This is a genomic window from Pseudonocardia sp. TMWB2A, assembly GCF_017312135.1.
This window is the reverse complement of the sequence record NZ_QKQY01000002.1, coordinates 227,391-250,234: the sequence shown is the minus strand read 5'-3', so window position 1 is coordinate 250,234 and position 22,844 is coordinate 227,391. Positions and strand designations below refer to the sequence as shown.

Annotated in this window: 27 protein-coding genes; 9 read left to right on the top strand and 18 right to left on the bottom strand. The window is 74.7% G+C overall.

Annotation, left to right across the window (positions count from 1 at the left end):
- Positions 1 to 4: 4 nt before the first annotated feature.
- A complete protein-coding gene (locus tag DMP17_RS15515; protein WP_226356318.1) occupies positions 5 to 574 on the bottom strand; it encodes a hypothetical protein in 570 nt (189 codons plus the stop codon).
- Positions 575 to 760: 186 nt separating this feature from the next.
- Between DMP17_RS15515 and DMP17_RS15510 the strand changes: the two genes are divergently transcribed.
- Together DMP17_RS15510 and DMP17_RS15505 are read left to right on the top strand one after the other, a co-directional pair.
- Entirely contained in the window at positions 761 to 1,552 is a 792-nt protein-coding gene (locus DMP17_RS15510) for a hypothetical protein (protein WP_337829892.1), read from the top strand.
- 71 nt (positions 1,553 to 1,623) lie between these two features.
- On the top strand, positions 1,624 to 1,818 hold the full coding sequence (locus tag DMP17_RS15505; protein WP_226356320.1) for a hypothetical protein: 195 nt from the start codon (positions 1,624 to 1,626) through the stop codon (positions 1,816 to 1,818).
- A 57-nt stretch (positions 1,819 to 1,875) separates the two neighbouring features.
- Here the strand turns inward: DMP17_RS15505 and ligD are convergent, their stop codons facing one another.
- The 16 genes from ligD to DMP17_RS15425 form a co-directional block, all read right to left on the bottom strand.
- Positions 1,876 to 2,838 carry a non-homologous end-joining DNA ligase LigD gene (gene ligD, locus DMP17_RS15500; protein ID WP_337829891.1) on the bottom strand — a complete coding sequence of 321 codons (963 nt, stop codon included), beginning with the start codon at positions 2,836 to 2,838 and terminating at the stop codon, positions 1,876 to 1,878.
- Between the two features lie 3 nt (positions 2,839 to 2,841).
- The gene (locus tag DMP17_RS15495) at positions 2,842 to 3,816 is read right to left on the bottom strand and encodes a glycine betaine ABC transporter substrate-binding protein (RefSeq protein WP_337829890.1); all 975 of its coding nucleotides are present in this window, start codon (positions 3,814 to 3,816) and stop codon (positions 2,842 to 2,844) included.
- A gap of 162 nt (positions 3,817 to 3,978) precedes the next feature.
- Complete coding sequence (locus DMP17_RS15490) at positions 3,979 to 4,950, bottom strand: glycine betaine ABC transporter substrate-binding protein (protein ID WP_337829889.1); 972 nt, start codon at positions 4,948 to 4,950, stop codon at positions 3,979 to 3,981.
- Between the two features lie 54 nt (positions 4,951 to 5,004).
- Positions 5,005 to 5,811, bottom strand: a complete 807-nt coding sequence (locus tag DMP17_RS15485; RefSeq protein ID WP_337829888.1) for an ABC transporter permease — start codon at positions 5,809 to 5,811, stop codon at positions 5,005 to 5,007.
- Positions 5,808 to 6,881 carry an ABC transporter ATP-binding protein gene (locus DMP17_RS15480; RefSeq protein ID WP_374228627.1) on the bottom strand — a complete coding sequence of 358 codons (1,074 nt, stop codon included), beginning with the start codon at positions 6,879 to 6,881 and terminating at the stop codon, positions 5,808 to 5,810. The genes DMP17_RS15485 and DMP17_RS15480 overlap by 4 nt, the downstream gene beginning before the upstream one ends.
- Complete coding sequence (locus DMP17_RS15475; RefSeq protein WP_226356326.1) at positions 6,874 to 7,557, bottom strand: ABC transporter permease; 684 nt, start codon at positions 7,555 to 7,557, stop codon at positions 6,874 to 6,876. The genes DMP17_RS15480 and DMP17_RS15475 overlap by 8 nt, the downstream gene beginning before the upstream one ends.
- 410 nt (positions 7,558 to 7,967) lie before the next feature.
- On the bottom strand, positions 7,968 to 9,548 hold the full coding sequence (locus tag DMP17_RS15470) for an alpha/beta hydrolase (protein ID WP_337829887.1): 1,581 nt from the start codon (positions 9,546 to 9,548) through the stop codon (positions 7,968 to 7,970).
- A gap of 53 nt (positions 9,549 to 9,601) precedes the next feature.
- Positions 9,602 to 10,354, bottom strand: a complete 753-nt coding sequence (locus DMP17_RS15465) for a 3-hydroxybutyrate dehydrogenase (RefSeq protein ID WP_226356328.1) — start codon at positions 10,352 to 10,354, stop codon at positions 9,602 to 9,604.
- A gap of 67 nt (positions 10,355 to 10,421) precedes the next feature.
- A complete protein-coding gene (locus tag DMP17_RS15460) occupies positions 10,422 to 11,090 on the bottom strand; it encodes an alkaline shock response membrane anchor protein AmaP (RefSeq protein WP_226365592.1) in 669 nt (222 codons plus the stop codon).
- Positions 11,090 to 11,638 carry a DUF6286 domain-containing protein gene (locus DMP17_RS15455; protein ID WP_337829886.1) on the bottom strand — a complete coding sequence of 183 codons (549 nt, stop codon included), beginning with the start codon at positions 11,636 to 11,638 and terminating at the stop codon, positions 11,090 to 11,092. The genes DMP17_RS15460 and DMP17_RS15455 overlap by 1 nt, the downstream gene beginning before the upstream one ends.
- Before the next feature lie 44 nt (positions 11,639 to 11,682).
- Positions 11,683 to 12,111 (bottom strand): hypothetical protein, encoded by a 429-nt coding sequence (locus tag DMP17_RS15450; RefSeq protein ID WP_337829885.1) that lies wholly within the window; start codon positions 12,109 to 12,111, stop codon positions 11,683 to 11,685.
- Entirely contained in the window at positions 12,108 to 12,284 is a 177-nt protein-coding gene (locus DMP17_RS15445; RefSeq protein ID WP_168172228.1) for a hypothetical protein, read from the bottom strand. Before DMP17_RS15445 ends, DMP17_RS15450 begins: the two co-directional genes overlap by 4 nt.
- Positions 12,281 to 12,628: a hypothetical protein gene (locus tag DMP17_RS15440; protein WP_226356331.1), complete on the bottom strand. Its 348-nt coding sequence runs from the start codon at positions 12,626 to 12,628 to the stop codon at positions 12,281 to 12,283. The genes DMP17_RS15445 and DMP17_RS15440 overlap by 4 nt, the downstream gene beginning before the upstream one ends.
- Positions 12,629 to 12,646: 18 nt before the next feature.
- On the bottom strand, positions 12,647 to 13,027 hold the full coding sequence (locus tag DMP17_RS15435) for a hypothetical protein (RefSeq protein WP_226356332.1): 381 nt from the start codon (positions 13,025 to 13,027) through the stop codon (positions 12,647 to 12,649).
- Between the two features lie 2 nt (positions 13,028 to 13,029).
- Positions 13,030 to 13,524 (bottom strand): Asp23/Gls24 family envelope stress response protein, encoded by a 495-nt coding sequence (locus DMP17_RS15430; RefSeq protein ID WP_226356333.1) that lies wholly within the window; start codon positions 13,522 to 13,524, stop codon positions 13,030 to 13,032.
- 98 nt (positions 13,525 to 13,622) lie between these two features.
- Entirely contained in the window at positions 13,623 to 14,345 is a 723-nt protein-coding gene (locus DMP17_RS15425) for a dihydrofolate reductase family protein (RefSeq protein ID WP_337829884.1), read from the bottom strand.
- A 139-nt stretch (positions 14,346 to 14,484) separates the two neighbouring features.
- Here DMP17_RS15425 and DMP17_RS15420 point away from each other — a divergent pair, with 139 nt between their 5' ends.
- From DMP17_RS15420 to DMP17_RS15405, 4 genes are read left to right on the top strand one after another with little or no spacing between them, the layout of a single operon-like run.
- Positions 14,485 to 15,531, top strand: a complete 1,047-nt coding sequence (locus tag DMP17_RS15420; RefSeq protein WP_226356712.1) for a FecCD family ABC transporter permease — start codon at positions 14,485 to 14,487, stop codon at positions 15,529 to 15,531.
- Positions 15,528 to 16,631 (top strand): FecCD family ABC transporter permease, encoded by a 1,104-nt coding sequence (locus DMP17_RS15415; protein ID WP_226356335.1) that lies wholly within the window; start codon positions 15,528 to 15,530, stop codon positions 16,629 to 16,631. Before DMP17_RS15420 ends, DMP17_RS15415 begins: the two co-directional genes overlap by 4 nt.
- On the top strand, positions 16,628 to 17,524 hold the full coding sequence (locus DMP17_RS15410) for an ABC transporter ATP-binding protein (RefSeq protein ID WP_226356336.1): 897 nt from the start codon (positions 16,628 to 16,630) through the stop codon (positions 17,522 to 17,524). Before DMP17_RS15415 ends, DMP17_RS15410 begins: the two co-directional genes overlap by 4 nt.
- 8 nt (positions 17,525 to 17,532) lie before the next feature.
- Positions 17,533 to 18,756 carry a trans-sulfuration enzyme family protein gene (locus tag DMP17_RS15405; RefSeq protein ID WP_226365586.1) on the top strand — a complete coding sequence of 408 codons (1,224 nt, stop codon included), beginning with the start codon at positions 17,533 to 17,535 and terminating at the stop codon, positions 18,754 to 18,756.
- Here DMP17_RS15405 and DMP17_RS15400 read toward each other — a convergent pair.
- Positions 18,746 to 19,894: an acyl-CoA dehydrogenase family protein gene (locus tag DMP17_RS15400; RefSeq protein ID WP_337832690.1), complete on the bottom strand. Its 1,149-nt coding sequence runs from the start codon at positions 19,892 to 19,894 to the stop codon at positions 18,746 to 18,748. The two genes, DMP17_RS15405 and DMP17_RS15400, sit on opposite strands and share 11 nt — an antisense overlap.
- Before the next feature lie 84 nt (positions 19,895 to 19,978).
- Here DMP17_RS15400 and DMP17_RS15395 point away from each other — a divergent pair, with 84 nt between their 5' ends.
- From DMP17_RS15395 to DMP17_RS15385, 3 genes are all read left to right on the top strand, one after another.
- Positions 19,979 to 21,085, top strand: coding sequence for an alpha/beta hydrolase (locus DMP17_RS15395; RefSeq protein WP_337829883.1), 1,107 nt, complete (start codon positions 19,979 to 19,981; stop codon positions 21,083 to 21,085).
- Positions 21,086 to 21,306: 221 nt separating this feature from the next.
- Positions 21,307 to 21,969 carry a FadR/GntR family transcriptional regulator gene (locus tag DMP17_RS15390; protein ID WP_226356339.1) on the top strand — a complete coding sequence of 221 codons (663 nt, stop codon included), beginning with the start codon at positions 21,307 to 21,309 and terminating at the stop codon, positions 21,967 to 21,969.
- On the top strand, positions 21,966 to 22,730 hold the full coding sequence (locus tag DMP17_RS15385) for a creatininase family protein (protein ID WP_226356340.1): 765 nt from the start codon (positions 21,966 to 21,968) through the stop codon (positions 22,728 to 22,730). Before DMP17_RS15390 ends, DMP17_RS15385 begins: the two co-directional genes overlap by 4 nt.
- Positions 22,731 to 22,844 lie beyond the last annotated feature (114 nt).

Sequence of the window (22,844 nt, the reverse complement as noted above, 5' to 3'; positions counted from 1 at the left end):
GTCCCTACCGGCAGAAGATCCCGAGAAAGGTGCACAGGATCGACGGGGACTCCGGCGGCGGCCGCCGCCCGCCCTCGCCGTCACCCGGGCCGGTCGGCGGCTCGGTGCCGACGCCCGTGCCGTCCTCCTCCGCGTCGCCGGCCTCGGCGGGCCGTCCGCCCGGGGCATCGCGACCGGCGGACCGGTCGCCGGAGACCGGGTCGACGGCGGCCGGGCGGGACACGGCGTCGTACGGGTCGAGCAGGTGAGCCGCGACCGCCGCCTCGCTCCCGAAGCCGTCCGTCCCGGCCCGCGCCGACGGCGTCGCCAGCACCAGCCCGACGACCGGCTCGTCCGCCCCGGCCGGGGACCGCCCGCTGACCTGCACCCCGGCGACGTCGAGCACCTCGGTCCCGGCCGGGTCCCAGCCGCACACCGCGACCCGGACGGGCGCGGGGCCCCCGCCCGCCCGCAGCCGTCGGGACAGCGGTGGGTGGACGAGGACGGCGGTGGGGGTCACCAGCGTCCCGGTCCCGCCGAGCTCCGGGCGGCCGTCGGCGCCCGGCAGGAGGATCGCCACGAGTGAGTCGGTCATGTCGATCAGCCTCGCGGGCCCACCGACCGGTGTCATCAACTCTCTGCGGTACGTGCGGTCGAACCGCTGCGGCAGCGACGGGATACGGCGCCGCACCGATTCCGCGGGCGCCGCCGGTGCCCAGGATCGGACGGCACCGGGACACGGCGACACCGCCGGCGGAGCGCCCGGGGTGAGGGGACACCCATGACGACACCGACGACGACACCGACGACGACCACCGGCCGGCCGGCCGGAACCCGACGGCCCCGGGCGGCACTCGGTGCCGTCCGTCGCCTCGGCGTGGCCGCGGCGCTCGGTGCCGCGCTGCTCGCCGGCGGTGCCGGTACCGCGCTCGCCGCCCCGCCGACGGCGCCCGCCCCGGCCGGTCCGGTTCCCGCCGCGCTGCCCTACGGCCCGTACACCTGCAAGAGCGGCTTCGTGTGGCGGGAGATCGGGCCGAGCGACCCGGTCTGCGTGAGCGTCGCCTCGCGCACCACCGCCCGCGCCGAGACGGCGGCGGGCCCCGCGAACCGCGCCGGGTCCGGACCGTACGGCCCGGACACCTGCAAGCCGGGCTTCGTGTGGCGGGAGGCCCAGCCGTCCGACCACGTCTGCGTGTCGTTCTCCGGCGCGGCCCGGGACCGGGTGCGGAGCGAGAACGGCAACGGCGTGCTCAACCTCGCGGACCCGGCCGGCGTCCCGTACGGGCGGGTGTCGATCACCAACAGCCGTGACCAGCTGTCCTGCTACATGTACGGCAACGGGCGGGCCACCCCCGGCGCCGAGCAGTGGTTCTGGAGCGTCGGGGTCCCCGGGTACGGCACGATCCGGGCGGGTGTCGCGCGGGCCGACGGCGCCGGGGTCGTCCCGTCGACCAAGCTGCGCGACGTCTACCGCAACGGCAACGGTCCACTGGGGATCCCGGTCGTCGTCGCCGACACCGCCACCGGGGTGGTGACCCGCGCGGGCACCACCAACTCCTACGGCAACTGCTGAACCCACGCCCCGCCCGGCCCCCTCGTCCGACGGGGCCGGGCGGGGCGCCCGGGGTGGCACAATCGTCTGCCATGTACGCGGTCCTCGACGACGGCCCCTACGCAGGCGAGCAGGTGCGCATCGACCCCGACGCCACCGGCCGTCCGCCGCGGACGATCGAGCTGTCCGACCCCGGCGGGGACCCGAGGGGCTACGTCCTGATCGGCCCGCACGCCGACGCCGACCGCTGGATCTACCGGCGCGCCCGCGGCGACGTCGACGAGTGATCACCGGTTGTGGAGCGCAGCGTCCGCGAGGCGGGCCGGATCCTCCACAACGGGTGATCACTCACCGCGTTCGCGGGCGCGCTTGCGGCGCTTTCCCTCGTGCATGGCCGCGACCCGCGGCACCGGGATCGCCCGGCCCTCGGTGAGCAGGACCTCCGGCAGCGGGGCCGGCCCGGGCCGCAGCTCCGCCCACGTCGGACGGCCCGTGACCAGCCCGGACACCGTGCCCACCGTGAAGTCGGCGGGCGTGACCCGGTCCAGCTCGTCCCAGGTGAGGGGGAACGACACCGGGAGGCCGGGGCGGGCCCGCGGGCTGTAGGGCGCGGCGAGGGTGGCCCCGCCCACGCGCGTCGGGTCGAGGAAGACCCGGCCGCCGCGGTCGTCCCGGATGAACGCGGTCGTCGCCACGTCGGGGGCCAGCGCCGCGGCGCGGGCGCACACCGCGCGGGTCGCGGCGAACGCGTCGTCGATCGGGAGCGGCTCCGACAGCGGGACCACCAGGTGCAGGCCGGTCGCGCCGCTGGTCTTCACCGCGGCGGCGAGGCCCAGCTCGGCCAGCGCCGCCCGGACCGGGTGCGCGGCGGCGACGACCCGGTCGAAGCCGGCGCCGTCGGGTGGGTCGAGGTCGACGACGAGCTCGCCGGTGGTCGTCGCGCCGTGCGGCACGAGGGTCGGGTGGAACTCGACGGCGCGCTGGTTGCCGAACCACAGCAGCGTGCGGCGGTCGTGGCAGAGCGGGTAGTGCACGGTGCGCTGCGACGAGTCCGCCCACACGTCCACGGTCGGGATCCAGTCGGGCGCCCCGCGCGGGAGGTTCTTCTGCATGAACGGCGCCTGGCCGGGGCGGGCCCGCACCACCGACAGGGGCCGGTCGGCCAGCGCGGGCAGCAGCAGTGCGGCGACGGCGTCGAGGTGGTCGAGCAGGGCCCGCTTGGTGACGCCGGCGCCGTCGAAGGACTCGGCGTCGAGGCTGGTGAGCTCCACGCCGTCGCGGACCTCGTCGACCTGCCGGCGCGCCACGGCTCAGCTCCCGATGAACCCGCGCTCGGCCAGCCAGGCCCGCGCGACGTCACGGGGGCTCTGCCCGCCCGCGGAGACCCGGCCGTTGAGCTGCTGCATGGTCTGCTGGTCCAGGGCCGCGGTGATCGGGGTGAACAGGTCGGCGACCTGCGGGGCGCGGTCGAACACGTCGGCCCGGAAGACCGGGACCGCGCTGTAGGTGATGTGGTAGCCGCGGTCGTCGGTGAGGACCTTCAGGCCCAGTGCCGGGATGCGGCCGTCGGTGGCGGCGACCTCGCCGAACAGGCAGACGCCGTCGGCGGTGGACTGGAAGATCAGACCCTGTTCGAGGGTCTCACGGCGGTCGCGGGGGAGCTCGAAGCCGTAGGCGCGCTGGAGCCCGGCGAGGCCGTCGGCGCGGGAGGCGTACTCGGTCTCGACGCAGACGTCGCCGGGCTGTCCGGAGCGGACGTAGGCGGCCATGTCGCTGAGCGTGTTCAGGTTCAGCCGCGCCGCCGTCGCCCCGTCGACGACGAAGGAGTACGTGTTGTCGAACCCGGCGCGGTCCAGCCACACCACGCCGTTCTGCGCGCGGTCGCGGGTGCGCAGCTCGGCGAGGACCTGGTCGTCGGGGAGGGTGCGGGTCTCGCGCAGGTACGACGCCCACGCCGTGCCTGTGTACTCCCAGTAGGTGGAGATGTCCCCGGACAGCAGCGCCTGCCGGGTCACGTCGGAGCCCCCGACATTGCACCGGTCGGTCACCGACGCCCCGGCGGACTCCAGCGCCGCGATCGAGATCTGGCAGAGGATCTGCTGCTCGTCGAAGTTCTTCGACCCGACGACGTAGGTCAGCCCGGACAGGTCGACGCGCGGGGCCAGCGACCCGGCGGAGGCCCGCGGCCCGCCTCCGGCCAGCCCGGTGCAGCCGCCCGCCAGCAGCGCGACGGCGAGCAGGGCCGGGACCAGCGTCCGCAGCCTGCGGCCGGGGGAGGGGCTCACGGGATCGTCCTGGTTCGCTGGGATGGGGGTGGTCCGGCCAGCCGACCACGATCCGTCCGTCGGCGCAACGCCCACGCGCACACGGTGATCGACCCGGCACACACCGCGACCCCGCACCCGGTGGAGCAGGGGGCGGGGCCGCGGTGGGCGTACGGGGACACCTCAGCCGATGAAGCCCTTCTGGGTCAGCCACTCACGGGCGACGTCGCGCTCGTTCTGGCCGAAGGAGGACACCTTGCCGTTCAGGTCGAGGATGGTGTTGTAGTCCAGGGCCTGGGCGATCGGCGCCAGCACCTGCCGGACGGCGGGGTTGGCGTTGTAGACGTCGGCCCGCATGGTCGGCGCCGCGTTGTAGGTGACGTGGTACTTCTTGTCGTCGTCGAGCACCTTGAGCTTCAGGCCGGGGATGCGGCCGTCGGTGGTGAAGACCTCGCCGAACAGGCACTTGTTGTCGGCGGTCGCCTGGTAGATCACGCCGGTGGCGAGCACCTGCGGGTTCTGGGCGGTGAAGCCGTAGGTCTTCTCCAGGCCGCGCAGGCCGTCGTCGCGCGAGTTGTACTCGGTCTCCACGCACACCGAGCCGGCCGGCGCCTTGCCCGCCTTGATGTAGTCCGCCATCTGCGACAGCGTCGTGATGCCGAGCTCCTGCGACTTCGCCTCGGTCATGGCGAAGGCGTAGGTGTTGTTGAAGTTGGCCTTGTCCAGCCACTGGATCTTGTTCTGCTCCAGGTCGCGCTGGGCGACGAGGTTGTAGAGCTCGTTGTCGTCGGTGATCCGGCGGGTCTCCTTGAAGAAGGACGCCCAGGCGGTACCGGTGTACTCCCAGTAGATGTTGATGTCCCCGGCCAGCAGCGCCTGGCGGGTGACGTCGGTGCCACCGGTGTTGCAGCGGTCGGTGACGTTGCCGCCGGCCGACTCGAGCGCGGCGACGGTGATCTGGCAGAGCACCAGCTGCTCGTCGAAGTTCTTGCCGCCGACGACGTAGTTCTGTCCGCTCAGGTTGCCGGCCTGGGCCAGGGAGCCGCCGGAGGCCGAGGGGCCGCTGCCGCTCAGGCCGCCACAGCCCGCCAGGGCGAGCGCCGCCGCGGCGGCCATCGCCGTCAGGGCGAGACGCCGGGATCGTCCGAACTTCACGTGTCCTCCAGGGAATGCGGTACTGCGGGGATTCGGGGGCGAGCGGGGGCCGCGTCAGCCTGCGTTGCGGCGGACGGCGTACTCGGCGAGACCGGCGAGCCAGTCCACGATCAGGGCCAGCGCGGCGACGATGGTCGCCGCGACGAGGGTGCCGGTGGGGCGGCCGAGCTCGAGCATCCCCTTGATCGGCTCGCCGAGACCGCCGGCGCCGACGTAGGTGGCCAGGGCCGCGGTGCCGACGTTCAGCACGAGCGCGACGCGGACACCGGCGACCATGACCGGCGTCGCCAGCGGCAGCTCGACGCGCAGCAGCGTCTGCCGTGCCGACATCCCGATGCCGCGGGAGGCCTCGATCAGCGCCTTGTCGACCTGCTGGAGCCCGACGACGGTGTTGGTGAGCACCGGCAGCAGCGCGGCCAGGGCGAGCGCGACGACGGCCGTCGGCAGGCCGAGCCCGAGCGGGGAGAACGCGAGCAGCACGATCACACCGAACGCGGGCAGTGCCTGCATGAACCCGGTGAAGGCCAGGATCGGGCGCTGGATGCGACGCGCGGACGGGCGGCTGATCGCGATGCCGGCCGGGATCGCCACGATGATCACGACGAGGGTGGACAGCCCGGTCAGCACCAGGTGCTCGCCGAGCCGCTGCCCGAGCGACCCCGCGTTGATCACCGAGGCCTCGACGTCGTCGAGGCCCTGCGAGGCGGCGTAGAGGACCACCAGCACCACGCCGGCGACGGCGATGATCGGGTTGACGATGAGTGACCGGTCCAGCCGCCGCGTCCTGCGGACGACCGGCTCGGCCGAGGGCGACCCGGACGGCGCGGCCGCGCCGGTCTCCTCGGCGGCGGGGGCGCTCACGAACCGGCCTTGGTCTTGAGGCCCTCGACCAGGTCGCGCCACCAGAGCGCGCCCTGCAGCTTCTCCTGCTCGTCGACCACACCGACCAGCTCGGTCTGGGAGTCGAGCATGACGTCGACGGCGTCGTAGACGGTGCCGGTGCGCGGCACTGTCACCAGCTTCGGCAGGTCGGCGGTGCCCGGCAGGTACGCCCAGCGCACCGGGCGGCCCTCGGCGTCAGCCTCGTAGGTGGGGGAGCCGTTGCGGGCGGCGGTGCCGTCGAGGTCGACCGACTGCAGCTCCAGGCGGGACAGCTCCAGCAGCGACAGCCGTCGCACCGCGGCGCCGGCGCCGACGAACTCGGCGACGAACTCGTTGGCCGGGTGGGTCAGGATCATGTCGGGCGTGTCGTACTGCTGCAGCGTGCCGCCGGGCCCGAACACCGCGATCCGGTCGCCGAGCTTGACCGCCTCGGTGAGGTCGTGGGTGACGAAGCAGATGGTCTTGGCGATCTGCTGCTGCAGCTCCAGGAACTCGTCCTGGATGCGCTCGCGGGTGATCGGGTCGATGGCGCCGAACGGCTCGTCCATCAGCATCACCGACGGGTCCGCGGCGAGCCCGCGGGCGACGCCGACGCGCTGCTGCTGGCCGCCGGAGAGCTGGCGGGGGTAGCGGTCGCGGTACATCTTCGGCTCGAGCCCGACCAGGTGGAGCAGCTCGTCGACCCGGGCGGTGATCCGGTTGCGGTCCCAGCCGAGGATCCGCGGGACGACGGCGATGTTGTCGCCGATCGTGAAGTGCGGGAACAGGCCGACCTGCTGGATGACGTAGCCGATGCGGCGGCGCAGCTCGTCGGCGTTGACGTCGGTGACGTCGTCGCCGTCGAGCAGGATGCGGCCGGTGGTGGGCTCGATGAGCCGGTTCATCATCTTCAGCGTGGTCGTCTTGCCGCAGCCGGACGGCCCGATGAACATCGAGATGGTGCCCTCGGGCACGTGCAGGTCGAGCTCCTGCACGGCCGGGGTGGTGGTCTTCGGATAGGTCTTGCTGATGCCTTCGAGAGCGATCATCGGCTTGCCGGAATCAGACACGGATCCCCCTCGGGGTGGTGAAGCGCTGCACGATCCAGAAGACGACCTCGTAGACCGCAGCCACGACGAGGCAGCCGAGCGTGGCCGCCAGAACCTGGTTGAACGAGTTGACCGATCCCAGCCGTTGCAGGCCGAGGAAGAGCGAGGAGCCGAAGCCCGGGCCGTTGATGGCGCCGGCGACGACCGCGATACCGATGATGATCAGGACGGCGACCCGGATGCCGGAGAGGATCACCGGCCAGGCCAGCGGCAGCTGGATGGTGAACATCCGCCGGACCGAGCCCATCCCCATCCCGCGGGCGGACTCGAGGACGGCGTCGTCCACCGAGGAGAGCCCGGCGACGACGTTGCGCAGCACCGGGTAGATCGCGTAGATCGTCAGCGCCGTCAGCGACGGCGTGATGCCGAGCCCCAGGATCGGCTGCAGCAGACCGAACAGCGCCAGCGACGGGATCGTCAGCGCGGCGGAGAACACGATCAGCAGCGCCTCACGGGAGCCCGCCCGGACGGGGCGGCTCCACGACTCGGGCGTCAGACGATTGGTGTGCAGCAGGGTGCCCGCCACCAACGAGATCACGACCGCGATTCCGACCGAGATCGCGACCAGCAGGAAATGCTGCTGGCCGTAGAACACCAACTGGTTCAGCTGGGTGCCGACATAGGTGAAGAAATCCACCGTGCTCCTTCCGCCCGGGGTCCGTGCCCGCCGCTCGGGGCAGGAGCACGGTCCTTCCGCACCACTCGTCGTCGGGTCCGTTCGGCGTTACACCCACCCGAACGACGTGACCGGGAGTTTGCGTGCGCCCGCCGGTGCGGTGGGCACGACCTGCGGTCTCCCGCTCGCCGGACGGAGCCTAGCCGCAGAACGGTGGCCCCGGTAAGTCGAACGTACCGTTCCGCGACGATGGCGTAGCCATTCCGGAAACGTTTCGTACGCCCGTTGTCGCAGGTGGGGATGGGCGACAACGGTGTTCCCGCAACCGCACCGGAAAACGGCGGAGACGCAATCGTGACCTTCTGCGTCGGTTTCGTCGCATCCCGACCATGGTCCGGCCCTACCCAGGGTGAGCCGCCCGGAGCACGCGGTTACGGCGGGCAGACCACGGGCTGGGAGGGTGCCCGGCCGGTCAGCAGCGCCCGGTCGACGACGTCGGTGACGCACGGGGTGCGCGGATAGGCCCCGGTCCCGCTGCCCTGCCAGCGCACCAGCCGCCCCGTCGCGAGCTGCTGGGCGGTCCGCTCGGCACCGCTCTGCGGCGACCGCGGGTCCTGCGCGGTCCCGATCACGACGACCGGGGGCGGGGGAGCGCCCCGCGGCGCCGCCGGGGTGACCGGCCCGCCCGACGGCCACGGCCCGCAGGCCACGAGCTCCTGCGCCGCCGCGACACCGAACAGCGGGAAGCGCTGCGCCCACTGCCCGGCCAGGTCCGCGGCCTCACCGGGGGTGACCCGCACCCGACTGTCGTTGCAGCGGGTGGCCAGCGTGGCGTCGAAGCGGCCCTGCGGACCCCCGAGCGGGGCGAGGATGCGGACCAGGCCCGCCGGGTCGCCGTCGCCGGCCGCGACCAGCGCGTACTGGAGCTCCGGCCAGCGCGCGGGCTGGGACATGACCGACCGGACCGCGCGCAGCGTCGCGCCCGCGGTGACCGCGTCGCCGTCGCCGACGGGCAGGGCGGTGCGGGACAGGCGGAACACGAGCTCGTCGACGTAGCCGCGCGGGTCGGGGCCCAGCGGGCAGGTCGGCGAGGCGGTGCAGGCCCCGGCGAAGGCGTCGAAGGCCTTCTCCGCGGCCGCGGTGGTGGCCTCGGTCCGGGCCGGCTCGTCGAGGGTGGGGTCACCGGGCCCGTCGAGCACGACCCGCCCGGCGGAGCCCGGGTGGGCGCCGATCCAGGCGGCCGCGGCGTCGGCGCCGTCGCCGACGGCGAGCAGGTCCAGCCGGGCCGCGCCCAGCACGGACCGCAGCGACTCCAGGTCGTCGGCGCCGCTCGCGGCGCGGTAGCTGGTCACCGTGCCCGACAGCAGCAGGTTGCAGTCCTGCACGACCTCGCGGGCGCGCTCCAGCAGTGCCGTCATGGCGGCCTCGTCGCGGCGGTCCGGTCCGGCGTCGAGCAGGGCGGCGCGGGCGTCGACCGGGGCGCAGTCGAGCAGGTCCTCCCCGGTGCCGCGGCGGTCCATGCCGATCACCTGGTAGCGGTCGAGGACGGCGGCGGGCAGCCGGGCGGCGAGGCTCACCGCGGCCCGCGCGGACCCGTCGGTGCCGGTGTCTCCGAGCACGACCAGCGCCGGTCGCCCGTCCGGCGCGCCGGGTGTGGTGACCCGGGTCAGGCCGAGCCGGGCCGGGCCAAGCTCGGGACGGTCCCGGTCGGCGGGCACGGTGAGCCGGGCGCAGCCGACGGACAGCACGCGCCCGGCGGGCAGCGGGGTGCCCGCCGTGGTCAGCGCCGCGGCCGTGTCGGCGGTGCAGTCGGTGAACCCGGTGGTGCGGACCGGGTCGGAGTCGGGCAGCAGGTCCGGGTCGGCGGGCGGGCCCGTGGCCGACGTCGGGGGAGCGGCGGGCAGCTGTTCGCCCCGCACCGCCACCGGCGGCCGCTGCGACGGCCCGACCGCACACCCGGCGAGCAGCAGTACGGCGAGCAGCAGGACCCCGAGCACACTCCACCGCCGCACGAGCACCGATCATGCCCGTACCGGGGTGTGGCCGCGGTGAGCGGCCCCACCCCCTACCGGGCGGTCCAGCCGCCGTCCTGGGACAGCGACGTGCCGGTGATCGACGCCGACGCCGGCCCCCACAGCAGCGCGGCCAGCTCCGCGGTCTCGGCGGGCTCGATCAGCCGCTTCACCGCCACCGGGGTGAGCATGATCTTGGTGACGACCTCGTCCTCGGAGATCCCGTGCGTGCGGGCCTGGTCGGCGATCTGGGCCTCGACCAGCGGCGTGCGCACGTAGGCGGGGTTGATGCAGTTGCTGGTCACGCCGTGCTCGGCGCCCTCCAGCGCGGTGACCTTCGACAGGCCCTCGAGGCCGTGCTTGGCCGACACGTAGGCGGACTTGAACGGCGAGGCCCGCAGGCCGTGCGCGGAGGAGATGTTCACGACCCGCCCCCAGCCACGGGCGTACATGTGCGGCAGCGACCGGCGGATCAGCCGGAACGGCGACTCCAGCATCAGGCGCAGGATGTTCGAGAACATCTCCGGGTCGAACTCCTCCAGCCGCGAGACGTGCTGGCGGCCGGCGTTGTTGACCAGGATGTCGACGTCGGTGGGCAGCTGCTCCACGGCGTCGAGGTCGGACAGGTCGCAGCCCAGCGGCGTGACCAGGTCGCTCTCCGCGGCCAGCGGGGCCACCCGGTCCTCGGTGAGGTCCACCGCGTACACCTTCGCCCCGTCGGCGACGAGCCTGCGGGCCACGGCGGCCCCGATCCCGCTGCCCGCCCCGGTGACGAGGGCCGTCCTGCCGTCCAGCACTGCGCTCATGCCGACGACCGTACGGTCGCCGACCGGCCCGGCCCCTGTGAGCCGGGTCACGGACCCGGCCGGTGGGTCAGGAGACCCGCGGGCGGTCGTCGCGGTGGGCCGCGTCCAGCTCCAGGCGCACCGCGACGGGCAGGTCCGCCATCCCCAGCGCGTCGCGGATCCCGGGCAGGATCTCGGCGTCGAGGCGGCGGCAGATCTCGGTGACCTCCCCGTCGGCGACGTCCTCGCCGACCCACACGGTGGCGCGTACCGCGGGCGCGGAGGTGCTGCCGACCATCCGGGCGCGGGCCCGGGTCACGCCGGGCAGCGTGGCGGCCCCGTCGGCGACGGCGTCGGCCGCGGCGGAGGCGCCGATCCGGATCTCGGTGTCCGGGCCGCCGTCCAGGACCAGGTCCGGCCGGGTCTCCGGGCGCAGCGACCGCGCGGTCCACCAGAGCCCGAGCAGCACCAGCACCAGACCGGCCAGGATCGCGACCAGGCGGGCGGCGGTGCCGTTGGCCAGCAGGAACTGCTCGACCTCCGGGTCCAGCAGCGGGCGCTGCGGGCGGTTCCGCCCGAAGACCCCGGTCACCAGCAGCACGGTGAGCACGCCGGCGGCGAGCAGCACCACGCCGAGCAGCACGAGCCCGCCACGGGCGCCGCCCGCGGAGCGGTACTGGGCGCGTCGCGCGGTCCGGGCGGCGCGGCGCGGGTTCGGGCCGGAGGTGCTCCCCGTCGAGGTCACGGCGTCGGTCATCACTGCACTCCCTTCGAGCCCGGCTGCTCCGGGGTGGCGCGCACGGTCAGGCGCGGGCGCCGCGCGAGGGGCAGCGCGTCGAGGACGCCGGAGGCGGCACCGCGGGCGGCCTCGCGCAGCGCGTCGGTGTCGCCGCGGCCGCGGGCGTTCACCACGACCGACCGGGCCGACGCGGTCACCGACGCCGCGGTCACCGGGTCCGCGGCCCGGACCCGGGTGCCGACCAGCCGGGCCAGCACCCGCGGCGCGGTGGCGACGGTGAGCCCGGGCGAGGGCGCGTCGAGGGCGACGTCGTGGCGGCGGGCGAGCAGCCCGACGAGCAGCAGCACGGCCCCGACGACGATCACCCCCACGGCGATCCAGAGCACCGGCTGGGCGGTCCACAGGGTGTTCTGGACGGTGGTGCGCCAGTCCCGCCAGGGGACGAGCAGCCCGGCGCCGGAGACCCGGCCGACCCAGGCGGCCACCACCTCGATGACGACGAGCGCGCCGATCGCGGCCACCACCAGGCTCAGCAGCGGCGCGAGAACGCGGAGCAGGACACGCACGGGGCCCGGCCTCCCTCTTCCGACTCGTTCAGGATCCGACGGTTCTACTGCACGCGCGGGGCGTCCGGGCGCGGCCGGGCGTCCTCCGGCTGGAGGGCCTCGACCTCGACGGTCAGGCCGCGCAGCCGGTGCCCGGTGGTGCGACGCAGGTCGGCGTCGATCCGCTCCCGGACGTCGGCGACGGCGGCCCGCACCGACCCGGGGTGGGCCAGGGTGAGCCGCAGCCGGACGTCGACCTCACCGGCGTCGCCGGTCGCGGCGCCGACGGCGGCCCCGACCGTGCCCCGTGCCGGGCCGGGCCGCCGGGTCACCCGGGCGGTCGGCCCGGACTCGCCGACGTCGAGCCCGGCGACCCGACGGGCGCGGTGCCGGGTGGCCGAGGCGGTGTCCGCGGCGTACTCGACGATCTTGCGCAGCACCGCCGGGTCGATCTCCAGGACACCGCGCTCGGCGGGGTCGGGGAGGGTGCTCACCGGTCGCGGCCCCGGCCGAGGCCGGACAGGTCCAGCTCGCCGTCGAGGAGCCGGCCGACGACCAGGCCGATGATGCCGAGCACCAGGGTGATGACGAAGGCGAAGAAGCCGCCGGTGGCACCGGCGACTCCCAGCAGGAGGCCTGCGAGCAGGCCGGTCTGGGTGGCGTTCATGGAATGTCCTCTCCGGGACGGGTGGAGCGGTGGGCGTGCCGGCCGGGCCGGTCGACCCGGGGGTGCGTGCGACGTCGGATGGTGCGGATCAGGGCCACCAGGACCCGGGTCGGCAGCGGCAGGTCGGGCACGATCTCGATCGGTGCGTCGTAGCGGCGGTCGTCCGCGTCGGGCGTCCGGCCGGCGTGCGGGTCGGCCGCGAGCGCGCGGAAGCGGGCCAGCCCGGCGCGGAAGACCTCCGGGTCACCGCCGCGGTCGGGGTGGTGGGTACGGACGAACGAGCGGTAGGCCGACCGCTGCGCGGGGGTCAGGCCCCCGTGCCCGCCGGGATCCGGCTCGTCCATCCCGTACCCACCTCCACCTCAGGGGACCTCCACGTCCGCGACCGTCACGTCGACGGGGACCCCGTCGACCAACGGCGCGAGGGATGCCCGCAGCGCCGCGACGGTAGCCGGGATCGGCCGGTCCAGACGCAGCACCACCCCGATCTCGACCGGTTCGTCGGTACGGCCGACGAGCACGCCGACCAGCCGCCGCCCGGACAGCCAGGTCGCGACGGTCCCGAAGGCGCCGCCGTCGAGCCGCACCACCGACGGGTGCGCGACGACGGCCTCGGCGACCAGCTCGGCCAGCGCGGCCGGTGCCGGTTCCCGGCGCCGCTGCGCGGCGACCTCCGCCGCACCGGGCGGACCGGTGACGACGGCGGCGGGGGACCGGGCGTCCCGCGGGGTCGGCTCGGGCACCGTCACTCCACGACGCGGCCGGTCGGGGCCGGAGCCACCGGGACCTCGTCGCGGTTGTCGTCCTCGCCGGCCAGGTGGATGTCGTTCACCGAGATGTTGACCTCGATGACCTCCAGCCCGGTCATCCGCTCGACGGCGCCGACGACGTTGCGGCGGACCGCGGAGGCCAGGTCGGCGATGGCGACGCCGTACTCGACGACGACGTCCAGGTCGACCGCGGCCTGCTTCTCGCCGACCTCGACGGCCACGCCCGCGACGGTGGAGGCGCCGCTGGTGCCGCCGCCCGGGATGCGCTCGCGCAGCGCACCGAAGGCGCGCGACGCGCCGGAGCCCATGGAGTACACGCCGGAGACCTCGCGCGCGGCGATGCCGGCGATCTTCTGGACGACGGACGCGGCGATGGTGGTGCGGCCGTGGCCGGTGCCCTCGGCGAGGCGTCCCGCGGGTGCCGCGGCCGGGGTCGTGGCGGGGGTGGTGGTCGGGGTGCCGGAGGTCATCGGTGCTCCTCTCACGGGCCGGCCCCGGGTGGGGGCCCGCCGCGGTGCGTGTGTTGTCCCCCGTGGGATGCCCGTCCGCGGCCCTCCCTCACGGTGGTTCACTCGTTCGGACCAGCCGGGATCCCGGAGGTGGTGCGGACGTAGTGCAGCAGCAGGGTCCCGTCGGCGGCCGCCTCGTGGCCGGCCAGGCGCAGTGCGCGCGGCACGGGCAGGGGCCGCGGCCCGGTCGCGATCCGCCCCTCCGGGCCCCCGACCAGCACCGGGACCAGGGTGAGGCGCAGCTCGTCGACGACGTCGGCCCCGACCAGCGCGCCGAGCAGGGTCGGCCCGCCCTCGCACAGCACGGAGGCGTGGCCGCGGCGGGCGAGCGCGGCGAGCAGCGCGGCGGGGGAGAGGTCGTCGAGCACCACGACCTCGGCACCCGCGGCGCCCAGCGCGGCGCGCCGGTCCGCGGGGGCGGCGGCCGTGGTCAGCACGACCGGCGCCGTGACGGTGTCGGTGAACAGCCGCGCACCCGGGTCCAGCCCGGCCGACCCGCTCACGACGACGACCGGCGGGGGCGGCCCGGGCGGCCGCCCGTCCGGACCGGGACGACGCGGCCGGACGCCCCGGTAGTCCTCGTCCCGCGCGGTGCCCGCCCCGACGAGGACGCAGTCGGCCGACCGTCGCAGGGCGCGGAACAGGTCCCGGTCGGCCGGGGTGGACAGGCCGCCGGACCCCGCTCCGCCCGCCGTCACGGCCCCGTCGGCGGAGCTGACCATGACCGCGGTGACCCGCGGCCGGACGGGCGGGGGACCGGACGCGGAGGGCTCGGTGGGCACCTCACGAGCATCCCGCCGTGCGGGCGACGTGACGCACGGGGGTGTTCTGTCGTAGGGCAGCCTCACTTATGGTGAGCGGAGCCGCACCGGACGGGTGGGGCATCCGGTCGAGCAGGGGGCCACGAGCAAGGTGAACGCGATCCGCGTCCGACCACCGTCGGTGGAACAACCGGCGCCCCCACGGCGGTCGCTGCGGCGCAGGCGGCTGCTCGGCCTCGCCGCCCTGACCGCGGCACTGCTGCTCGCGGTACTCGCCAGCATCGCGATCGGGACCAAGGTCATCCCGGTGAACGAGGTGTTCTCCGCGCTGGTCGCCCCGACCGGCAGCGAGAACGATGTGGTCATCCGGTCCCTGCGGATCCCGCGCACCCTGCTCGGGGTGCTGGTCGGGATCGCGCTCGGCCTGGCCGGCGCGCTCGTGCAGGGCTTCACCCGCAACCCGCTCGGCGACCCCGGCCTGCTGGGCGTCAACGCGGGCGCGGCGTTCTTCGTCGTCATCGGCATCTACGTCTTCGGTGTCAGCACGCTGTTCGGCTACGTCTGGTTCGCCTTCGCCGGCGCGCTGGTCGCCAGCGTCGTGGTGTTCGTGATCGGCACCCGGGCACCCGGCGGTGCCACCCCGGTGTCGCTGGCCCTGGCCGGCGCGGCGGTCAGCTTCCTGCTGCAGGCGGGCACGTCCTCGGTGGTGCTGCTCGACGAGACCAGCCTCGACGCCTACCGGTTCTGGGTGGTCGGCTCGCTCGCCGGGCGCGACGCCGCGGTCGGCGGCCAGGTCATGTGGTTCATCCTCGCGGGCACGGCGCTGGCGCTGGCCAGCGCGCCCGCCCTCAACGCGCTCTCCCTCGGCGACGACGTCGCCACCTCGCTGGGGCACTCGGTCCGCCGGACCCGGGTCGTCGGCGTCGTCGCGATCACGCTGCTCGCGGGGGCGGCCACCGCCGCCTGCGGGCCGATCGTGTTCCTCGGGCTGATCGTGCCGCACGTCGTGCGGGTGTTCACCGGGCCCGACCACCGCTGGCTGCTGCCCGCCTCCGGGCTCGCGGGGGCGGTGCTGCTGCTGCTCGCCGACGTCGTCGGACGGGTGGTGGCCCGCCCCGGGGAGCTGCAGGTCGGCATCGTGGTCGCGCTGATCGGCGGGCCCTTCTTCATCGCCCTCGTGCGCCGTCGCAAGCTGGGGGCCGTGTGAGCACCGTGACCGAACCCGGCCCCACGCCGGGCACGGTGGCCGTCCCCGGCCGCCGCGCCGTCCGCGCGGGCCGCTTCTCCGGCGTGCTGCGCATCCGCACCGCGGTGGTGCTGCTCGCCTGCGCCGTCGCGCTGCTGCTCGCGGCCGCGGTCAACATGGGCCGCGGCGACTACCCGATCGCGATCACCGACGTGCTGGCCACGCTGTTCGGCGGCGGCGACGCGGGCCAGCAGCTCGTCGTGCTGGAGCTGCGGCTGCCGCGCACCCTGGTCGGCGCCCTGGTCGGCGGCGCGCTGGCCGTCTCCGGCGCGATCCTGCAGTCGGTCGCCCGCAACCCCCTCGCGAGCCCGGACATCATCGGCGTCCAGTGGGGCGCCAGCGCCGCGGCGGTGTTCGTCATCGTGCTCGGGGGTGGCGCGGCCGGCGTCGGTGGCGCGTTCGCCTCGCTCGGCATCCCGCTCGCCGCGCTGATCGGCGGGCTCGTGGCCTCGGTCCTGGTCTACGTCCTGGCCTGGCGCAAGGGCATCCAGGGCTTCCGGCTGGTCCTGATCGGCATCGGCATCCAGGCCGTGCTCGTCGCGGCGGTGCAGTGGCTGCTGACCGTCGCGCAGATCTACCAGGCCGCGCAGGCGCAGGTCTGGCTCAACGGCAGCCTGAACGCGCGCAGCTGGAACGAGGTCGTCCCGCTGTCGATCTCCATGCTGGTTCTCGTGCCCGCGGCGCTGGCCCTGGTGCACCTGCTCGGCGCCCTGCGCTTCGACGACGACACCGCCCGCGGCCTCGGCGTGCGGGTGAACGGCGCCCGCACCGCGCTGCTGCTCGTCTCCGTCGGGCTCGCCTCGGTCGCGACCGCGGCCGCGGGCCCGATCGCCTTCATCGCACTGGTCACCCCGCAGATCGCGCGCCGGCTCTGCCGGGTCGGGACCCCGCCGATCGGGGTCTCGCTCGTGCTGGGCGCGGCGCTGACCGTGCTGTCCGACCTGATCGCCCGCACCGCACTGGGGTCCGTCGAGCTCCCGGTCGGCATCGTGACCGCGGTGCTCGGCGCCCCGTTCCTGCTGTACCTGCTCGCCCGCACCCGCCAGGAGGCCCGTCGATGAGCACCGTCGAGGACATCAGCGTCGCGGAGGCCACCGCCTCCCGGACGACGACGGCGGGCGACCCCGTCCGTCCCGGAGTGGTCCGGTTGTCGGCCGAGCAGGTCACCCTCGGCTACGGCGACCGCACCATCGTCGACGGGCTCGACCTGGAGGTGCTGCCCGGCGCGGTCACCACCGTGATCGGCCCGAACGGCTGCGGCAAGTCCACCGTGCTGCGCGCGCTGGGGCGGCTGCTGCCCGCCCGGACCGGTCAGGTGCTGCTCGACGGCAAGCGGATCGACCGCACCCCGACCAAGGAGGTCGCGCGGGTGCTGGGGATCCTGCCGCAGTCGCCGCTGGCGCCCGAGGGCCTGACCGTCGGCGACCTCGTCGCCCGCGGGCGGCACCCGCACCAGGCCTGGTACCGGCAGTGGTCCTCCGACGACGAGCGCGCCGTCGCCGAGGCGCTGGCCTGGACGGGCCTGTCCGACCTCGCCGAGCGCCCGGTCGACGAGCTGTCCGGCGGCCAGCGCCAGCGGGCCTGGATCTCGATGGCCCTGGCGCAGGAGACCGACCTGCTGCTGCTCGACGAGCCGACCACCTTCCTCGACCTGGCCCACCAGGTCGACGTGCTGGAGCTGGTGCGGCGGCTGCAGTCCGAGGCCGGGCGCACCGTGGTCATGGTGCTGCACGACCTCAACCTGGCCGCCCGCTACGCCGACCGGCTCGTCGCGATGAAGGACGGACGGATCGTCGCGGCGGGGTCGCCGTCCGAGGTCGTCACCGAGGAGCTGCTGGCCGACGTGTTCGGGCTGCGGGCCCGGGTGCTGCCCGACCCGGTCACCGGCACCCCCCTGGTCGTGCCGGACGCGGGCCCGTCGCTGCACGCCCCGGAGCCGATCGCCGAGGCATGATCTCCGGCGTGACCTCCGGCGACCGACCGCCCTTCCTCGCCACCCGCGCGGTGCACGCGGGCAACGACGTCGACCCCGGGACCGGCGCGATCCGCCGCCCGATCGTCGCGGCCAACTCCTACGCCCTGCCCGAGGACCCCTCGGAGCTGGACTGGTCGGGCACCGCGACCCGGCTCTACACCCGCAACGGCGGGGCGAACCAGGGCTGGCTGGAGGACAAGCTCGTCGCCCTGGAGGACCCCTCCGGGGTGTCGCCGGGCGGCTGCGCCGCGGTCGCGCTCGCCTCGGGCGTCGCGGCGCTGCACGCGGTGTTCTTCACGTTCCTGCGGTCCGGTGACCACGTCGTCAGCTCCGACGTCACCTACGTCGCCACCCACCGGCTGCTCACCGAGCTGCTGCCGGACCGGTGGGGGATCACCGCCACCCTGGTCGACTCCTCCGATCCGGACGCGGTGCGCGCCGCGATCCGCCCGGAGACCCGGCTGGTACATGTCGAGACCCCGGCGAACCCGACCACCCGGATCACCGACGTCGACGCCGTCGCCGCCGTCGCGCACGACGCGGGCGCCCTGCTCAGCGTGGACGCCACCTTCGCGACGCCGGTGCTGCAACGGCCGCTGGAGCGGGGCGCGGACCTCGTCGTGCACTCGCTGACCAAGTACGTCAACGGCCACGGCGACGCCATGGGCGGCGCGGTGCTGGGCCGCCGCGAGCTCGTCGAGCGGATCCGCGCCGACGCGATGGTCGACGCCGGGGGAGTGATCGGCCCGTTCAACGCCTGGCTGATCGCCCGCGGCGCGGTGACCCTGCCGATGCGGATGCGCGCGCACTGCGCCGGCGCGCAGCAGGTCGCGGAGTACCTGGAGTCCCGCCCGGAGGTCGCGTACGTCGCCTACCCGGGGCTGGCGTCGCACCCGCAGCACGCGCTCGCGACCCGCACGCTCGACGGCGGGTACGGCGGCATGCTCGCCTTCGCCCTCGACGGGCCGCCGGAGCGGCAGAACCGCTTCGTCGCAGGCCTGCGGGTGATCACCTCGGCGGTGTCGCTGGGCCACGACGAGTCGCTGATCGTGCACGTCGGGGCCGGTGGCGACGGCCGGGCGGCGCACTTCCCGCCGGAGTTCCGCCGTCTCGGGCACCTGCGCCTGTCGGTGGGGCTGGAGGACCCGCGCGATCTCGTCGCCGACATCGCGCGGGCCCTGGACGGTGCGGGGGCTCCCGTCAGCCGATGAGCGACCGGCCGACGATCTCCTTCATGATCTCGTTCGTGCCGCCGTAGATCGCCTGCACGCGGGAGTCCACGAACGCGCGGGCGATCGGGTACTCGAGCATGTAGCCGTAGCCGCCGTGCAGCTGCACGCAGCGGTCGACGACCCGGTTCTGCAGGTCCGAGCACCACCACTTGGCCTTGGCCGCGTCGGGCACCGACAGCTCGCCCTCACCGTTGTGCTCGGTGATGCAGCGGTCCACGAAGACCCGCGCGATGGAGACCTCGGTGTCCATCTCGGCGAGCTCGAAGCGGGTGTTCTGGAAGTTCGCCACCGGGCGGCCGAACGCCTTGCGCTCCTTGGTGTACTCCAGCGTCATCCGCACCGCGGCCTCGGCGCCGGCCACCGAGGCGACGGCGATCGACAGCCGCTCCTGGGCGAGGTTCTGCATGAGGTAGATGAAGCCCTGGCCGACCTCGCCGAGCCGGTTCGCGTCGGGCACCCGGACGTCGGTGAAGCTCAGCTCCGCGGTGTCCTGGGCCTTCATGCCGACCTTCTTCAGGCGGCGGCCGCGCTCGAAGCCCTCCATCCCGCGCTCCACCACGAACAGGGTGAAGCCGAGGTGCTTGGCGTCGGGGTCGGTCTTGGCGACGACGACCACCAGGTCGGCGAGGATGCCGTTGGTGATGAAGGTCTTGGAGCCGTTGAGGATCCAGTCGCCGTTCGCGTCCTGCTTGGCGTTGGTGGCGATGCCCTGCAGGTCCGACCCGGTGCCGGGCTCGGTCATGGCGATCGCGGTGATGAGCTCGCCACTGCAGAAGCCGGGCAGCCAGCGCTTCTTCTGCTCCTCGGTGCACAGCCGCAGCAGATAGGGCTGCACCACGTCGTTGTGCAGCGGGAAGCCGATCCCGCTGGCCCCGGCGGCGACGATCTCCTCGGCCAGGATCGCGTTGTAGCGGAAGTCGTCGACCCCGCCGCCGCCGTACTCCTCGGGGACCGCGGTGCCGAGCAGGCCCGCCGCCCCGGCCGCGGTCCATACCGCCCGGTCGACCTGGCCGTCCTCCTCCCACTGCTCGTGGTGCGGGGTGACCTCCTTGGCGATGAAGGTCCGGCACAGGTCACGGAACGCGTCGTGTTCGTCGTCGAAGATCTCGCGCTGCATGTCCGGCAGTCTCACATACCCGCCGGTAACTCCGGTCGTCCTCACGGGCCGTCGGTGACCCGCGCGTGCCGGTAGGGTGCGGCCGTGGATCTCGTGGACGCCGTCGCCAACGTGTGGGACCGGGCCGTGGTCGGTCACCTCGCCGATCTGCGACGGATGCCGCGCGACGCGGTGGTCGGCTCGCCGCAGGGCATCCTGTTCCGGTACCGCCCGCTGTCCGGTGTGGACCCCGCAGGCGGTGCACCGGTGCTGCTCGTGCCGCCGCTGGGCGCCCCGGACTTCGCCTACGACCTGCGTCGCGGCTGCTCGCTGGTGGAGCACCTGCTGCAGCAGGGCCGGACCGTCTACCTGATCGACTACGGCCCCAAGTCGTTCTCCGACCGGACCCTGGGCATCGAGAGCTGGGTCGACGAGCTGCTGCCCGACACGATCCGCCGGGTCGCCGAGGAGACCGACGACGAGGTGCACCTCGTCGCCTGGTCGCTCGGCGGGATCTTCGCCCTGCTCACCGTCGCCGCCGCGGTGCAGGCCCGCGACCCGCTGCCGGTGCGCTCGGTCGCCGCGATCGGCACCCCGGTCGACATCTCCCGGGTGCCGCTGGTGGCGCCGATCCGGCCGCTCGCGCAGATCACCGGTGGCCGGCTGATCTCCTCGATCTACCGGGGCGTCGGCAGCTTCCCGGCGCCGATGGTGAGCTGGGCGTTCCAGCTGACCGCGGTGGACAAGCTCGTCACTAAGCCGCTGGCGATCGCGTCGCGGATCGACGACCGGGACTGCCTGGCCCAGATCGAGGCCGTCGACCACCTGATGAGCAACATGCACGGCTACCCGGGCCGGGTGTTCGGGCAGATCTTCCACCTGCTGCTGCGCAGCAACGACCTCGCCAACGGCGGACTGCGCCTGGGCGGGCGCGACGTGGAGCTGTCCGACGTCGGGGTGCCGGTGCTCGTCGTCGCCGGGCGGGACGACGTCATCGCCCCGCTGCGGGCGGTGCGCGCCGGCGTGCCGCTGCTGACCGGCAGCCCGGAGGTGCGGTTCACGACCTCGCCGGGCGGGCACCTGGGCGTGCTGACCGGGCGCCGGGCCCGGGACACGACCTGGCCCGAGCTCGACCGGGCCCTGGCCGACTGGGACGCCGCCGCGGACACCCCCGACGACGCCGACGGCCCGTCCGCCGCCGCCGGGGCCTGACCGGCCCGCCCCGACCGCTGCCGCCTGCGCGGCCCGGTCCGTCCGCGGCCCGCCCGCACGAAGATCCGGAGTTCGCGCGGTGATCCGCGGTCCGCGTGCGTCCGGACGCGCGCGTCCAGCGGATCAGCGCGCGGATTCGCGATCACCAGCGTCCGGAGGCGGCGGGCTGGGGCGACGGGGGAGGCTTGACCGGTCAGGTCTCTAAGTGATTTAGTCACTTTATGACCGCAGGGGAGACGCTGTCGGAGCGCCTGGCCGACGACATCATGGACATCATCCGGACCGGGAACCTCGGCCCGGGCGACCAGCTCGCGTCCTCCCGCGACCTGGCGCGACGGTTCGAGGTCACCACCCCGACCGTCCGCGAGGCGCTGCGACGCCTGGAGGCCACCGGCGCGGTGGAGTTCCGGCACGGCTCGGGCACCTACGTCGGTGCCGGGGTCGGGCGGCGGCTGCTCGCCAACCCGCACCGGCCGTCCCGGACCCCCGACGGCGTGCACGAGCTGATCCGCGCCCGGCTCGTCCTGGAGCCGCCGATCGCGGCCGCCGCGGCCCGGGAGCGCGACACCGCGGGGCTGGCGATGCTCGCGGAGAGCGTCACCAACGCCCTGCACCCGCCGGTCGGTGACCTCCGTCCGGCGGTGCACTTCCACGTCGCACTGGCCGCGACCAGCGGCAACGCGCTGCTCCGGGAGACGGTGGAGGCGCTGCTGCACATCCGAGCACGCGACCAGGTCGAGATCCGGCACCGCTACGACGACCGCGAGCGCGACCACGCCGAGCACGTCGCACTGCTCGACGCCGTCCGCGGGGGCGACCCGGACCTGGCGGAGCGGCTGTGTCGCGAGCACCTCGCCTCGATCGCCGCGGCGGTGGGCGCGTGAGCACCCGGCGCCTGGGGGAGATGACGACGGTCGAGGCCGCGGCCGCCGTCGTCGACAGCCCGGTCGTGCTTCTGCCGGCCGGGGCCTTCGAACAGCACGGGCCGGGGCTGCCGCTCGCGACGGACCTGATCCGCGCCGAGGCGGTCTGCGACCGGGTCGCGGAGGCACTGGGCGGCACCGCGGTCGTCGGACCGTCGTTGCCGGTCGGGGTGTCGCCGCACCACCTGGCCTTCGCCGGCACGGTCAGCCTGACCACCACGACGTTCGCCACGCTCGTGCGCGAGTACGTCGACGGCCTGTACCGGCACGGCTGGCGCCGGATCTGCGTGGTCACGGGGCACGGCGGGAACGACGCCACCCTCGCGACGGTCGCGCAGGACCTGCTCGCGGCCCGTCCGGACCTGCAGTTCGCCTGGAGCCCGCTCACCCCGCTGGCCGCCGACGTCGTCGCCGCGGCCGGGCCGCCCGAGGTCAGCGGGCACAGCGGGCAGGCCGAGACGGCGCAGATGCTCGCTGTCGCACCGCACCTGGTGCACACCGACCGGCTCGCGGCCGGGACCACCCGGCTCGCCGAGCTCGACTCCTTCGGCGCACTGGCCCGGCGGCGCGGTGGTCCGACGCTCACCGCGCCCTACGACCGCCTGTCCGGCAACGGGGTCCTCGGCGACCCCCGCCGGGCCGATCCGGAGCACGGCGAGGCGATCGTCGCCGCGATCGCCGACCGGATCACCGACTTCGTCACGGCCTGGCTCAAGGCCTGACGCCCCCTCCGACCCGCACGGACCCACAGCACTCCCGCGGTGGCACCACCCGGTGCCCCCGTCGCACGACCCTGCCCGCGACCCGGGCGGGGCCACAGCACCGGCCGTCGACGA

Bases quoted from the DNA above. Each gene is read 5' to 3' on its own strand.
- DMP17_RS15390 (WP_226356339.1), top strand. From the start codon at position 21,307: ATGACCGCAGGGGAGACGCTGTCGGAGCGCCTGGCCGACGACATCATG.
- DMP17_RS15465 (WP_226356328.1), bottom strand. From the start codon at position 10,354: ATGAGCGCAGTGCTGGACGGCAGGACGGCCCTCGTCACCGGGGCGGGC.
- DMP17_RS15505 (WP_226356320.1), top strand. From the start codon at position 1,624: ATGTACGCGGTCCTCGACGACGGCCCCTACGCAGGCGAGCAGGTGCGC.
- DMP17_RS15430 (WP_226356333.1), bottom strand. From the start codon at position 13,524: ATGACCTCCGGCACCCCGACCACCACCCCCGCCACGACCCCGGCCGCG.
- DMP17_RS15460 (WP_226365592.1), bottom strand. From the start codon at position 11,090: ATGACCGACGCCGTGACCTCGACGGGGAGCACCTCCGGCCCGAACCCG.
- DMP17_RS15440 (WP_226356331.1), bottom strand. From the start codon at position 12,628: ATGGACGAGCCGGATCCCGGCGGGCACGGGGGCCTGACCCCCGCGCAG.
- DMP17_RS15510 (WP_337829892.1), top strand. From the start codon at position 761: ATGACGACACCGACGACGACACCGACGACGACCACCGGCCGGCCGGCC.
- DMP17_RS15400 (WP_337832690.1), bottom strand. From the start codon at position 19,894: ATGCAGCGCGAGATCTTCGACGACGAACACGACGCGTTCCGTGACCTG.
- DMP17_RS15445 (WP_168172228.1), bottom strand. From the start codon at position 12,284: ATGAACGCCACCCAGACCGGCCTGCTCGCAGGCCTCCTGCTGGGAGTC.
- DMP17_RS15515 (WP_226356318.1), bottom strand. From the start codon at position 574: ATGACCGACTCACTCGTGGCGATCCTCCTGCCGGGCGCCGACGGCCGC.
- DMP17_RS15410 (WP_226356336.1), top strand. From the start codon at position 16,628: ATGAGCACCGTCGAGGACATCAGCGTCGCGGAGGCCACCGCCTCCCGG.